This is a genomic window from Paenibacillus tundrae, assembly GCF_030812775.1.
In the GTDB taxonomy this organism is placed as follows: domain Bacteria; phylum Bacillota; class Bacilli; order Paenibacillales; family Paenibacillaceae; genus Paenibacillus; species Paenibacillus tundrae_A.
In genome coordinates, this window is record NZ_JAUSTI010000003.1 from 429,928 (window position 1) to 444,016 (window position 14,089).

Here is a 14,089-nt window from a genome sequence, read left to right on the forward strand (position 1 = left end):
GTAGTATGAAAGGAATGAATGTGTAATGAAGCATCCTTTTCACTTAAAGGCTGTATGGAATGGTGGACGCAATAGTGAGGGGCATATTGATGCTGGCGGACTGAAATCCGTTATCTCGATCCCACAGGAGATGGGTGGCCCTGGAACAGGCACGAACCCAGATGAAATGTTGCTCGGAGCAGCCGCTACCTGTTACGTCATTACGCTGGCAGCGATGTTAGAGCGTTCTGATATTACACCTCATGAATTGACGCTGGAATCAGAGGCAACGGTGGACGTAACGAATAACATTTTTACGTATGAGCGTATTGTGCATCGACCTAGAATTGTACTGCAAGCAGATGCCACCGAGTCTGATGAAATGAAGGCAGAGCGATTGGCTCACAAGGCAGAGGAATCTTGTATGATTTCAAGAGCTGTAGCAGGGAATGTAATCATTGAAACAGAGCCCGTAATTGTTAAAGCAAGTGTTGGCCCGATGTGACCAGCAGAAGTATAGACGGGTAAAGCCGTCATTTTGGGTAAGATGAAGGGAAGTTCAGTATGAGCAATCAGAAAAATAAAAACACCCGATTTGCACGTTTGCATCGTGCCATGAAGCTGAATTTCCTTAAATTATTACGTGCTCCAGGTGGCGCTCACAAAGTGTCGACGGGGTTCGCCATAGGCTTTGGACTGGAACTGATCGTTATTTCTACCGCTTCGCTAATCTATCTCGTGTTTTATCCGATTGTTCGGCTATCAGGTGGGTCTTTGCCAGCCGCAATTGTAGGAAATGTTGTTGGTAAGCTTACATTCTTACCGATCATTCTGATGCCGCTTGCGAAGCAGATAGGTTCTTGGATCTTACCGGCACATCGTATGGGGAATGGGATTGTGCATGAGAGTGCATGGATGGAATTGTTCCGTGGGAATTGGTCAGCTCTGAGTGAGCTGTTGTTAGGTGGACTTGATATTTTGGCAGGCATGTCGATCTTTGGGGCAACGCTGGGGTTAATTTCTTATTTTGTGGTCAAATTCTTCTATGTCAGGGCGCTAAAGCGTCGGTATGAACGCCGATTGGAGAAACGCCATCAAGCGGCGTCATCTCCATCGACTGCTATGTTAATTAGGAAACCATCACAATCATAATAGGCAGTATGCCCATAGAAGCGACGGTTGTCCACAAAATGCAGCGTGACACAAACTGAGGCGAGGCATTGAATTGTTCGGCAAGTATCACTGCATTTACAGCGGTTGGCATGGATGACAGAATCAGCAGAACACTGAATAACGTTCCCTCAACTTGAAGCGCACGAAGGATCAAGTAGGACAGTATAGGAGCTGCGGCTAGACGTACGATAAGTCCTGTCCAAAAGGCACGGCGAACGTTCGGAAGCCACGGTTCTGTTGATGCACGAGGACGCAGCATTTGGGCTCCTAGGATGGCGAGCACAACGGGAGCGTATCCTGTTGCAATCATGGAGATGCCTCCATCTAAGGCTTCGGGCAATCGAAGATCGGATGAACGAAGGAGAATGGCGATAGCTGCTGCATAGATTGATGGCATACGAAAGACGGACAACATGGCCTTTTGAACTGTGAATTCAGATCGTGCTGCAAAATAGATACCTACCGTATTTACAATAATCATCTGTCCAATCACATAAACCGAAGCCTTATCTAGACCAAGCTGACCAAAGGCTAATAGTACAAGCGGGAGCCCATAATTCACACAATTAGTAAACGTGGAGACAAGGGTGAGTCCCGCTTTTTCGCTTGCCCCAAGCTTAAAGACACGGCTTAGCAATTCGGCAAGGAGCCAGAGGGCGATAAGATTAATAATCGAAAACCAGAGGGTGCTTGTGACGTCTGTCCATGTAATTTCGGCGTGAAGCAATGTATCAAAGATAAGGGCTGGGCTTAAAATATAGAGGGAAAAGGTCGATAGTGGCCTGGTGTCCCAATTCTTGAATCGTTTGAGTAGAAGACCTGCAATAACAGGAAGTGAGATGGGGAGAAATACGTGATATAGCGTCAACATAAATGAATGCAACAACGTCGTTCAGTCCTTTCTAGATGTCAAACCTCTCTCATCATATCAGAAATTCATCTTAGGATGAATGGATGACTATAGTCATGGAATGTGGGTACAGTACTATGGCTTGTCTCCAGTGTATGGAGAGAGGGTGGATTGCTATTTTGATATGACAGATTTATTATAGAAGAGGTGCAACAAGATTACATACACATAGAGGAGGAAACTATAATGAGTGAATCTAAACGCTTGATCGTACTGACTGGCTCTTATGCCGAAGCTGAGAATGAGGGCATTTATGCATATGAATTGAATGAGGATACAGGAAGTCTGGCGAAGCTAGACGGCATCTCTGGGGTGAAAAACCCAACGTTTGTTAACGTTGATGCAGAAGGCAACAAGCTGTATGCGATTGGTGAAGCAACTTCTGCTGAAGGCAATAAAATGTCAGAAGCGGTAGCACTGAGCATCGATCCTGCGACAGGCAAGTTGTCCTTGCTGAACCGCAAAAACTCCATTTCCGCTCCTCCTTGTCATATCCAGCGCGACCCATCCGGACGTTACTTGATTCTATCGAGTTACCACGGTGGATTAGTTGGTCTGCAAGCTGTTACGGATAACGGTGAAATCGGTGAGCTATTGGATGAGAAGAAACATGAAGGTCAAGGCGCACATCCTGAACGTCAAGACAAACCCCATGTACACTCTGCATTCTTCAGCCCTGATGGCAAATATATGATGGTACAAGATCTCGGTGCAGATAAAATTGCAATCTATTCCATTGATGCAGACAAGAACGAGTTGGTACTACACAGTGAAACGAAAACTCACGCGGGTGCAGGCCCACGTCATTTGGCGTTTCATCCAAACGGTCAATTCGCTTATGTAATCAATGAGGTGGATTCTTCAATTACATCTTTCCGTTATGATGCGACTGCGGGCACGTTGACAGAAGTATCTACGGTATCTACACTGCCAGATGGTTATGACGGTAAGGAGAATACAACAGCTGAAATTACAGTTTCTAACGATGGACGTTTCGTCTATGGTTCTAACCGTGGTCATGACAGCATCGTTGTGTTTGCTGTGGATGCTGAAGCAGGACATCTGAAACTGGTGGAGCACGTATCAGCAGAGGGTGAACACCCACGTCATTTCGCGTTGACGCCAAACGGTAAATTGCTGATTGCAGCTAACCGTGACACAAACAACATCGTAACGTTCACTGTAGATCAAGAGAGCGGACGTTTGAAATACACAGGACACAGCACAGGCGTATCCAAGCCGGTATGTGTGAAGCCTGTATATCTGTAAGCTTTTCATCCTGATTTAGGCAACGTATGATCTATCGTTCAAATGTATTGCCTTATTAAAGGATTGTCTAAGAGATCACTTCTTTTCTATAGAGAGGAGTGATCTCTTTTTGTTTCTTGTTTCTATCTGTATGTTTTTGAACCAAGATGTGAATAAAAAAATCAATTATAGTTCTTCTAACAACTGTAATTTGTCGATAGTATCGTCGAAGTAACTACCTCACTTCAAAGTGCGTACTTCCAGAATGGATAGTCAGGGTCTACAATAAACGAGTAGCCACAACCAAACTTTGCATGCATTGAAGCATAATGAACGGTGCAAGTTAAACATTTAGAGTCACTTTACAGCAAGTACCCATACTCATATTTGAACAACAAAGGAGAAATAAATTATGAAATTACAACTCGCATTGGATCTCGTTAATATCCCTGATGGTATCGCACTTGTTAAAGAAGTTGAACAATATATTGACATCGTTGAGATTGGTACACCAATCGTGATTAACGAAGGATTGCACGCGGTTAAAGCAATGAAAGAAGCTTTCCCTAACTTGCAAGTTCTAGCTGACCTGAAAATTATGGACGCAGGTGGTTACGAAATCATGAAAGCAGCTGAAGCGGGTGCAGATCTGGTAACTGTTCTTGGTGCAACCAATGACATGACGATCAAAGGCGCTGTTGAAGAAGCTAAAAAACAGAACAAACAAGTTCTAGTGGATATGATCAACGTACCTGATCTTGAAAAACGCGCACGTGAAATTGATGCACTTGGCGTTGACTACATCTGTGTACACACAGGTTATGACCAACAAGCAGCAGGACAAAGCCCATTTGAAGATCTGCAAACGATCAAACGTGCTGTAAAAAATGCAAAAACAGCTGTAGCGGGTGGAATCAAGCTCGACACACTTCCAGAAGTAATCAAAGCACAACCGGATCTCGTAATCGTTGGTGGCGGAATTACAGGTCAGGATGACAAAGCAGCAGTTGCATCTGAAATGCAACGTCTTGTACGCCAAGGCTAAGCATATGAGCACAAACCAATACGCAGCAGATATCCTGAAGGAGCTGGAGCGTACGTTAAGCCAGATCGACGATGCGCAAATGCAGGCGATGGCTGAGCATATTCTGGAAGCGGAACAGATCTTTGTTGCAGGTGCAGGTAGATCTGGGCTGATGGGTAAAGCTTTTGCCATGAGATTGATGCAGATGGGTCTGAGGGTCTATGTTGTAGGTGAGACCGTTACACCAGGCATTAGTCCAAAAGATTTTTTGTTGCTATGCTCTGGCTCAGGGGAGACAGGCAGTCTGACAGCAATGGCTCAAAAAGCGAACAAAGCTGGAGCACCTGTCGGCCTGATTACCATTAAACCAGAGTCTACGATCGGGCAAATAGCGGATACTGTCGTACGCATCCCAGCTTCAGCCAAAGAGGATACCGCCACTGCTGGAGCGGATGTTACCATCCAACCAATGGGCTCCTTGTTTGAGCAAGGATTGTTACTGGGCATGGATGCACTCGTTCTTACCTTGATGGAAATGAAGCGTATGACCGGATCAGACATGTTTGGACGGCACGCTAACCTAGAATAGTAGATTTGTGATCGTATGATCAATGAAGAGTTATAAACAGATCAATGGAAGACCGGAAACCTTTGATAATAAAGGCTCCGGTCTTTTTCCATGAAGTGAACCAGTAGTCTGATTTTTCGTCTGACTTTGCATCTTGCCCCTGCTGTAGTAGAATTAATAACAAGCTTCATTTTATATAGAATGTTCAAAAGGTTTTTGAACACTTATTTTACAGTATGTACTTATTATGATGTATGAAACGACGAGCTTACTTGTGTGCATTGTGCATATGATAGGTGTTGTTCGCGATATACGATTTGGAGATAGGGGGCTCGGTGAATGGCATCCGAAGTCAAGGAACGGATTAACCTGAAAGAGATCAATTGTGAGAAGGAACTAACGCTAGCTGTGATTGGCGGAAAATGGAAATTGATCATTCTGTGGCACTTAGGTTTGGAAGGTACCAAACGATTCAGTGAGTTGAAACGACTGATCCCTCATATTACGCAGAAAATGCTGACGAACCAGCTGCGCGAACTAGAGGAAGATCAATTAATTGAGCGTAAAGTGTATGCTGAAGTACCTCCGCGTGTAGAATACACCCTGACAGACCACGGACAGAGTCTAATGCCAGTGCTACATGCGATGTATAACTGGGGTAAGAATTATGGTGAGAATGTGATCTGGAAGGAATAATTGTCTCCGTAAGTAATATCATCTGGGATTGCTCAATACTTACGCCCGAATATATTTATGTTAGAAATAGTATAGAAATTACTTCAATCGCAGGGTTCGTATGGGACACACTCATAACCTGCGATTTTTTGACGTTCTGCATATAGTCTGAGAATTGATGTTACCTACATAGATTGAACGAAACATTTACACGAGAACGGAGAGGACAGAAATAACATGGAGAAGCTGAGCATTCGGCTGAAAGCTTTCTGCAAGAAAGCTACTTCGAAAGCATAAGCTCTCCTCGGATTTTCCCTTTGGAAAAGGGAATCAAAAAAATCTGGGGATAACAGCGACCGGAAGGTTATTCTGTCATCGGAGTGGTAAGTGTAAATATCCTTTTGTTCAATTTATATTGAACAAATTATATTGAACAAAATTTGAATCAAAAGTCTCATTTTAGGAGATGTCAGGTATACTTGCTCTCAATATGATAGGATGAGAGATATTGTAAATGTTAGGAGGATGACGAATAAACGATGGAAAAAATACGTACACGCGCTGAAGTCGCGGAGGAAACCACCTGGAATTTGCAAGATTTATTTACAACCGATACAGAATGGGAAGCAGAGCTTAGTGCTCTCCCTGAAGCGGCTGCACATGTCGAAACATTCAAAGGTCGCTTAGGTGAAGGTCCAGAACAGTTATTGGCTTGTCTCGACGCCTTAGAAGCACTTCAGGAACGGATCGTGAAGACCGCTTCCTATGCTCGACTGAAGCAGTCAGAAGACAGTACGAATCCTGTGAATATTGAGAATTCTGCAAAAGCAGGGGACATCCTCTCTCATTTGTCATCGTCGTTGTCCTTTGTTCATTCTGAGATTACAGATCTTCCTGAAGGTACAGTGGAACGATATACGGAGGAGCTTCCAGGTCTCCAGCCTTATGCCCGCAGTTTGAATCGATTAATTAAAGACAAGAAACATCGCTTATCTCCCGAGACCGAGAAGGTACTGGCTTCACTTGGAGAGGTATTGGATTCACCGTACCGGATCTATCTGCGAGGTAAACTAGCGGATATGAAGTTCGAAGATGCACTCGATGAGGAAGACAACAATCGTCCACTTTCTTGGTCTTTTTATGAGAATAATTATGAGATGTCATCGGATACGAAGCTACGTCGCTCAGCCTATACGGCATTCAGTGCCAAGCTGAACGATTACAAAAATACGTTTGCTGAGGGTTATGCCACAGAAGTGAAGAAACAGGTCGTGATGTCCCGGTTAAGGGGTTATGATGATGTGGCGGACATGCTCCTTAATTCACAACAAGTATCCAAAGAAATGTACAACAATGTGCTGGATATTATCCAGAAGGAACTCGCTCCACATATGAGAAGACTTGCTGCCCTTAAGAAAAGAGAGCTCGGTTTGGACAAGCTCATGTTCTGTGATCTGAAGGCTCCTCTTGATCCAGAATTCAGTCCAGCGATAACCTATGAAGAAGCATGTAAGTTAATTCAAGAAGCACTTGCCGTTCTTGGGCCAGAGTATGGCGAGATTGTAGAGCGGGCATTTAATGATCGCTGGGTAGATTATGCGGATAACGCAGGCAAATCCACGGGAGCGTTCTGTTCCTCGATCTACGGCGCACACTCTTATATTCTCATCTCTTGGGCGAATAATATGCGCGGAGCCTTCACACTTGCTCATGAAGTGGGACATGCTGGACATTTCATGCTTGCTGGGCGCTACCAGCGTCTAACGAACACAAGACCTTCTTTATATTTCATAGAAGCACCTTCAACAATGAATGAGATGTTGCTCGCAGACCATCTATTGCAACGTTCCGACAATCCGAGAATGCGCCGCTGGGTTATTTTGCAGCTCCTTAATACCTATTATCATAACTTTGTTACCCATCTATTAGAAGGGGAATTACAGCGTCGTGTCTATGCTCTAGCGACTAAGGATCAACCGATTACAGCCCAAACCTTGAGCCAGCTCAAAGGTGATATTCTCGCCGAGTTCTGGGGGCCGGAACTGGTCATTGACGAAGGTGCGAAGCTGACATGGATGAGACAACCTCATTATTACATGGGATTATACCCATACACCTACGCGGCAGGACTAACGGCATCCACTGCCGCTGCTGTACGTATACGTGAAGAAGGACAACCTGCAGTGGATCGCTGGCTCGAAGCACTTAAGTCGGGTGGAAGCCTTGATCCGCAGGAATTAATGAAGCTTGCTGGTGTGGATATGTCCGGGCCAGAACCCATTCGCTCGGCTGTAGCTTATGTTGGCAGTCTGGTCGATGAACTCGAACGTCTGTATTCCTAACTAGGGTCATATAGTATATGGACGGACAAGGTAAGTAGGTTAATTACATGCACCGTCTCCTTGAAATTGGAGGCGGTGCATCTCATTTCTAGCGAAAGGAACGATGATGAATGATTTTACAACGTAAATGTTCATCTCTGGTGTATTAACTATGGATGGGTTCGGTGTTTTTGGCGACATGAATGGTGTACCAGGATTTGAGGGCAGTCAAGGTGGTTTCTTTTCAGGATTTGGTTCATTCGAAATGCTGAGCGCGTGGATACCAATAATGTTTGGTGTGGTGTTTGTAGGAATTGCGGGAATCATTGCTTATGTGATCATTTCAAACGTACGCACCTGGTCAGCCAACAATGCTGCTGCATTGCTCACATTACATTCTACAATCGTGGCGAAGCGGACACAGGTAAGAGGAGGAGCAAATAGCAGAGCTTCAACCTATTATTACGTGACCTTTGAACTGGATAACGCGGAACGTATTGAACTGATGGTTGGAGGCACTGATTATGGAGCCTTGGTCGAAGGAGATCAGGGAATGCTTACCTATCAGGGAACTAGATTTAAGCATTTTGAACGAGATCTACAGCAGCAGTCTGGGATCAGTACTGGACGTTTCTATACGTAAATAAGAGAATTGTGGCTCCTTCTAGGCGAAAGGAGTCTTTTTGTATTCAGCAAAAAGAAAGAAACACAGGGTATTCAAACGCTTACAACAATGATATACTCGTAAAATAAAGCTAAACAGTATAAAACAAAAATAAACAAACAACAAAGCACATGCCAAAGTACAGAAAAATGAAGTCAGCGATTGATAGAGAAACGACAGATAAAGAAATGCCTCATTATACAATGATATAGAAAGGTGGGTATATAGCCGTGAGTGTACTGGCGTATGATCTTGGCGCAAGCAGTGGTAGGGCGCTTCTTGGGCATCTGAATGATCGAGGCATGGAGACGCTCGAAATCCATCGATTCAAGAATGAACCGGTGAAGGTCGGAGAGCGGATGCATTGGGATATCCTGCGGTTACATCATGAGTTATTGGCAGGACTAAATCTAGTGAAGCAATCGGGAGAGCAGCCGGAGAGCTTGGCTATCGATTCTTGGGCTGTGGATTATGGGTTGCTAGGTAGTAATGGCGAACTGTTAGGTAATCCGTATCATTACCGTGATGCACAGTTTAACGGCATGATGGAGCAGGTACGTGAAGAGTTAACCTCGGAGGCAATATTCGAGCGTACAGGAATTCAATTTCTCAGTTTTAATACGATATATCAGTTAGCTACACTTCGTCGCCATCAATCGCCGTTGCTTAATGAAGCAGAACGCTTTCTGATGATTCCGGATCTGCTTCGTTACTTTTTGACAGGGGAAGCTGTGAATGAATTTACGAACGCTACGACAACTCAGCTATATAACCCAACGAAGGCTCAATGGGATCAAGAGCTATTAGCGCATATTGGCATATCCGATAAGTTATTCGGTGAGGTCGTGATGCCGGGAACACGTATAGGTCAGGTTCGAAACAGCATTTGTGGTGATCTGGGGATCTCCGCCATTCCGGTGATTGCGGTAGCAGAGCATGATACAGGCTCAGCTGTTGTAGCGGTACCTGCTACGGAGCGTTCATTTGCTTACCTTAGTTGTGGAACGTGGTCATTAATGGGCACGGAGATTGATCAACCGGCCATCAGCGCAGAGAGCTTGGCATTGAACTTCACGAATGAAGGCGGGGCAGGAGGTACGTTCCGACTACTCAAGAACATTATGGGGCTTTGGATATTACAGGAGTGCATGCGTGAGTGGGAGCGTCAAGGACAAGCGATCAGTTATGCTGATTTGTTAGCGAAGGCAGAACGCTCGACGCCATTTGCGAGTCTTTTTGACCCGGATGATGATCTGTTCCTTGCTGCTGGCGATATGACGACGCGTATACAACAATATTGCCGGGATACGGGGCAGACATTGCCTCAAGACCAAGGTGCGATTGCTCGTTCGATTTTGGAGAGTCTTGCACTGAAGTATCGAAGAGTAATGGGATGGACGGAACAGCTCTCCAAACAATCTTTTAACGGATTGCATATGGTGGGTGGCGGTATTCAGAATCATCTGTTATGTCAGTGGACAGCGAATTCAATTGGTAAACCGGTATGGGCTGGCCCCGCAGAGGGGAGTGCAATCGGAAACATGGCGGTGCAGTGGATGGCAAGTGGAGCTTTTAAAGATATTTGGGAAGCTCGTAGAGCCATCCGCGATTCATTCCCGATTACAACGTATGAACCACAAGACAGAACAACTTGGGAAGAAGCGTACGGCAGATTCTTACGCATTACAGATTCATACCTGGCTCAATCTGAGAGCGAGGTGTAACATGCTAGCAGCAGAGCGGTATGACCGGATTGTAGAGTTGGTCAATGCAACCGGCAGTATGCGAGTATCCGAACTGAGTGAACGTTGCCGTGTGACGGAAGAAACCATTCGTCGTGATCTGGATCGATTAGAGCAAGCCGGACGGTTAAAGCGATCTCATGGCGGGGCGGTTAGCATTAAGGAGGATCAACCTGAGATTCCGTATCGGGTGAGAGAAACGACGCAAGCGGAAGAAAAGAAACGGATTGCCTTGGCAGCGGTATCCATGATTCGCCCCGGTGATCGCATTCTGCTGGATGCAAGTACAACAGCAGGATACATGGCCGCCAATATGCCAGACATTCCGCTTACGGTGTTAACTAACTCGATCCAAGTAGCCACAGAGCTGAGTAGTAAGGATCGAATCGAAGTAATCTCTACGGGAGGACAGTTGGCTGGACGTTCGTTGTCTTTTGTAGGGCCACTGGCGGAGCGCTCTTTGGAGACGTACCACGTCGATAAATTGTTCTTGTCCTGCAAAGGCGTTCATCTGGAGAGCGGAGGTATTAGCGAGTCCAATGAGCTTCAGGCTAGATTGAAGCAGAAGATGGTTGCTATATCGGATCAAGTTATTCTGCTTGCAGACACAAGCAAGTTCGGAGTTCGTGCTTTTGCTCGTGTAACTGAGCTTGGTACTGTTCACGCGATCATTACGGATCAGCCGTTAGCCAACGATCTTATAGATCGGTTGAGTGGACATAACATAGAATTAACGATTGTTTAAGAGATGGAGGGCGTAATCATGAAAGTCTCCTTGTTTATTACCTGTCTAAGTGATGCCATCTATCCTCGTGTTGGAGAAGCGATGGTTAGATTACTTGCCGCTCATGGCGTTCGATTGCATTTCCCACCTGTACAAACGTGTTGTGGTCAGCCTTCTTATAATAGTGGCTATTGGGATGAGACACGGGTTGCAGCCAAAACGATTTTGGAAGCGTTTGATGACAGTGATTTTGTTGTGTGTCCTTCAGGCTCATGTACGTATATGATTCATCATTATCCTGAACTATTTGCCGATGAACCAGAATGGCTGGAGAAGGCCAAAAGACTGGAAGCGAAGGCGTATGAATTCACACAATTCCTTGTCCAAGTGTTAGGGATTACCGATGTCGGAGCACATTTCCCACATAAGGTAACCTATCATCCATCCTGTCACGGTAGCCGTCTGCTCGGGGTAAAAGATGAACCGATGGCTCTGTTATCTGCGGTAAAAGGATTGCAGTTTGTTCCGCTCCCGTTCAGTGAAGATTGCTGCGGGTTCGGGGGGACGTTTGCGATCAAAATGTCCGACATCTCTGGCGCGATGGTCACAGAGAAAGTGGATCATATCAAAGAAACAGATGCAGAGGTATTAGTTGGACTTGATATGGCATGTCTAATGAATATCGCAGGTAATCTGCGATACCGCAATGAACCGGTGCGAGTGATGCACTTGGCCGAATTGCTGTATGAGGGGGTGCAGACCGGATGAGCCAGCCAGGTGTAATGGATGTTACGGTAAAAGAACGTGCGGAGCTTGCGTTGAACGATGATTTTTTACGCAAAGCCGTAAGATTCACGACGGAACGTTTACGGAATGGGAAGAAGTCAGCTTCCGAGGAGCATGGAAACTGGGATGAATGGCGCGAGCGCGGACGTCAGATTCGTCTGCATACGATCGCTCATTTGGATTATTATCTGAATGAATTCGTAAACAATGCACGCGCAAACGGAGTTCATATTCATTTTGCAGAATCCTCCGCACAGGCGGCTGCGATTGCCCTTGATATTGCTGCTCATAACGATGCTGCTTCTGTTGTAAAGTCTAAGTCCATGGTTTCTGAAGAAGTTCATTTGAATCATGCCTTGGAATCGGCAGGAATCGAGGCGATTGAGACGGATCTAGGTGAGTACATCATCCAATTGGCTGGTGAAGCCCCATCTCATATCGTTATTCCTGCCATTCATAAGAACCGATACCAGATTGCTGATCTCTTATCCAAAGAAGCAGGCGAAATTCTAGAGCCGGACACGACCGTGCTTGCTGGCTTTGTTCGCAAAAAGCTACGTGAGAAGTTCCTTGAAGCTGAGATTGGCATGACAGGCTGTAATTTTGCCATCGCAGAGACAGGATCTATGGTGCTATTCGAAAATGAAGGTAATGCTCGCATGGTATCCACGGTACCCAAAACACAAATAACACTGATGGGCATGGAACGGATTATTCCTTCGTGGACAGACCTGGAGGTGATGGCTACGCTATTGCCACGTTCGGCAACAGGTCAGAAGCTTACGATGTATATGTCTGGTATAACCGGTCCTCGTCGGAGTGAAGATGGGGATGGCCCAGATGAAATGCACATTATTATTGTAGACAACGGTCGTTCCCTCCAACTCGGTGATCCAGAATTCCAGGAATTGTTGAACTGTATTCGCTGCGGTGCTTGTCTTAATGCATGTCCGGTCTACCGTCATATCGGCGGTCATGCCTATGGGGGAACATATAGTGGGCCCATCGGTGCTGTGCTGACACCTGCATTGAATGGCAACATTGATGAATGGAATGATATTGCAAGTGCTTCGAGTTTGTGCGGAGCATGTTATGAGGCGTGCCCAGTCAAAATTCCGCTCCATGATATGCTTGTGTATTTGCGTAGACGCAAAGTGGAAGAAGGTCATGGCAACAAGCTTGAAAGTGCAGGCATGAAAGGGTTCGCCGCGGTTGTATCCAATTCCAAACGATTCAGCGCGGCCATACGTCTCGGACAGTTAGGTCAGAAGGCTGTTGTGCGTAACAACGGTATCTCACTGAAGCTTGGCCCGCTAAAAGGATGGAATAGTTACCGGGTTGCACCGAGTCTAGCGAAACGTTCCTTCCGGCAACAATGGAACAAGCTGGATCAGGAATTAAATTTGGAGCCGAAGAAGATGGATGCATCCGTCCAGAATCGCATGGAGCAGATCCTGCGTGAACGTACGGAAGGAGGTGGCAAGCATGAGTAGTGAACACCAGCAGTGGTTGAATCAATTAGAGAAGAAGTCTCGTGAGCAGCAAGAGCATTTCATGAATGACATTGCTTCCAAATTGAGAAGACCCAGACAGAGACATGCGCCAACGCAGCCATTTCGTGGTGCGCCTTCATTCTGGGATGAGCTGGAGTGGGATGAGGAGAAGCGTATCCAGGCGTTTACTGAAAACTTTGTGAGTGTAGGAGCACATATCGCACGCGTTCAGAATTTAGAGGAAGCCTCACAGTTTATTTCTACAAAGGCGAATGAGCTTGGTGCCAAATATCTCATTAGACAAAATGAGCAAGCGATGACCGATTTGGGGCTCGAACAAGCTCTTCCCGATGTGCAAATATCTGTCTGGAACACGAAACCGGATGAGAACTGGCGAGCACGTGCAGCGGAAGCGGATATCGGCGTTGTTATGGCAGATTATGCGACGGCTTATACAGGCTCTGTGACTGTGCTGTCTTCACCTGAAAAAGGAAGATCGGTTAGTCTGCTTCCTACGGTTCTAATCATTATTATTCCGGTGGAACGTTTGTATACAAGACTAGGAGAAACGCTGAATCGATTCGATGCGGTTGGACGAGAAAATCTTCCCGCGGGTATTCATTTTATTTCTGGCCCGAGCCGTTCCTCGGATATTGAAAATGATCTGACCATCGGTGTACATGGACCGGGTATTGTCTATGGACTTATTATGGGCTAACTACCTTTATCACAGTATATCTAGCTTTATAATGTTATTCGGAACTGCCCGGAAGCGGCTAATC

General features: G+C 45.7%; 14 protein-coding genes. 13 read left to right on the forward strand and 1 reads right to left on the reverse strand.

The window, feature by feature from the left end:
* Nucleotides 1–25 precede the first annotated feature (25 nt).
* Together J2T19_RS07890 and J2T19_RS07895 are read left to right on the forward strand one after the other, a co-directional pair.
* On the forward strand, nucleotides 26–484 hold the full coding sequence (locus tag J2T19_RS07890; protein WP_307214441.1) for an OsmC family protein: 459 nt from the start codon (nucleotides 26–28) through the stop codon (nucleotides 482–484).
* 59 nt (nucleotides 485–543) lie between these two features.
* Complete coding sequence (locus tag J2T19_RS07895; RefSeq protein ID WP_307214443.1) at nucleotides 544–1,131, forward strand: DUF2062 domain-containing protein; 588 nt, start codon at nucleotides 544–546, stop codon at nucleotides 1,129–1,131.
* Here the strand turns inward: J2T19_RS07895 and J2T19_RS07900 are convergent.
* Nucleotides 1,109–2,038 (reverse strand): AEC family transporter, encoded by a 930-nt coding sequence (locus J2T19_RS07900; RefSeq protein WP_307214445.1) that lies wholly within the window; start codon nucleotides 2,036–2,038, stop codon nucleotides 1,109–1,111. The two genes, J2T19_RS07895 and J2T19_RS07900, sit on opposite strands and share 23 nt — an antisense overlap.
* 210 nt (nucleotides 2,039–2,248) lie before the next feature.
* On the opposite strand from J2T19_RS07900, the gene J2T19_RS07905 reads away from it, so the two are divergent.
* The 11 genes from J2T19_RS07905 (at nucleotide 2,249) to J2T19_RS07955 (ending at nucleotide 14,025) form a co-directional block, all read left to right on the forward strand.
* Complete coding sequence (locus tag J2T19_RS07905; protein WP_307214447.1) at nucleotides 2,249–3,331, forward strand: lactonase family protein; 1,083 nt, start codon at nucleotides 2,249–2,251, stop codon at nucleotides 3,329–3,331.
* Between the two features lie 391 nt (nucleotides 3,332–3,722).
* The gene (hxlA, locus tag J2T19_RS07910) at nucleotides 3,723–4,355 is read left to right on the forward strand and encodes a 3-hexulose-6-phosphate synthase (protein ID WP_056701023.1); all 633 of its coding nucleotides are present in this window, start codon (nucleotides 3,723–3,725) and stop codon (nucleotides 4,353–4,355) included.
* Nucleotides 4,356–4,359: 4 nt separating this feature from the next.
* The gene (gene hxlB / locus J2T19_RS07915) at nucleotides 4,360–4,923 is read left to right on the forward strand and encodes a 6-phospho-3-hexuloisomerase (protein WP_307214450.1); all 564 of its coding nucleotides are present in this window, start codon (nucleotides 4,360–4,362) and stop codon (nucleotides 4,921–4,923) included.
* 318 nt (nucleotides 4,924–5,241) lie between these two features.
* Nucleotides 5,242–5,598, forward strand: coding sequence for a winged helix-turn-helix transcriptional regulator (locus tag J2T19_RS07920; protein WP_307214452.1), 357 nt, complete (start codon nucleotides 5,242–5,244; stop codon nucleotides 5,596–5,598).
* 518 nt (nucleotides 5,599–6,116) lie between these two features.
* On the forward strand, nucleotides 6,117–7,919 hold the full coding sequence (gene pepF / locus J2T19_RS07925) for an oligoendopeptidase F (RefSeq protein ID WP_307214453.1): 1,803 nt from the start codon (nucleotides 6,117–6,119) through the stop codon (nucleotides 7,917–7,919).
* Between the two features lie 151 nt (nucleotides 7,920–8,070).
* A complete protein-coding gene (locus tag J2T19_RS07930; protein ID WP_307214455.1) occupies nucleotides 8,071–8,541 on the forward strand; it encodes a DUF2500 domain-containing protein in 471 nt (156 codons plus the stop codon).
* 251 nt (nucleotides 8,542–8,792) lie between these two features.
* Nucleotides 8,793–10,286, forward strand: coding sequence for a rhamnulokinase (locus J2T19_RS07935; RefSeq protein ID WP_307214457.1), 1,494 nt, complete (start codon nucleotides 8,793–8,795; stop codon nucleotides 10,284–10,286).
* 1 nt (nucleotide 10,287) lies between these two features.
* Nucleotides 10,288–11,049 (forward strand): DeoR/GlpR family DNA-binding transcription regulator, encoded by a 762-nt coding sequence (locus tag J2T19_RS07940; RefSeq protein WP_307214459.1) that lies wholly within the window; start codon nucleotides 10,288–10,290, stop codon nucleotides 11,047–11,049.
* A gap of 18 nt (nucleotides 11,050–11,067) precedes the next feature.
* Nucleotides 11,068–11,796 carry a (Fe-S)-binding protein gene (locus J2T19_RS07945; RefSeq protein ID WP_307214461.1) on the forward strand — a complete coding sequence of 243 codons (729 nt, stop codon included), beginning with the start codon at nucleotides 11,068–11,070 and terminating at the stop codon, nucleotides 11,794–11,796.
* Nucleotides 11,793–13,307, forward strand: a complete 1,515-nt coding sequence (locus J2T19_RS07950) for a LutB/LldF family L-lactate oxidation iron-sulfur protein (protein WP_307214463.1) — start codon at nucleotides 11,793–11,795, stop codon at nucleotides 13,305–13,307. Before J2T19_RS07945 ends, J2T19_RS07950 begins: the two co-directional genes overlap by 4 nt.
* On the forward strand, nucleotides 13,300–14,025 hold the full coding sequence (locus J2T19_RS07955; RefSeq protein ID WP_307214465.1) for a LutC/YkgG family protein: 726 nt from the start codon (nucleotides 13,300–13,302) through the stop codon (nucleotides 14,023–14,025). Before J2T19_RS07950 ends, J2T19_RS07955 begins: the two co-directional genes overlap by 8 nt.
* The last annotated feature ends 64 nt before the right edge of the window (nucleotides 14,026–14,089 follow it).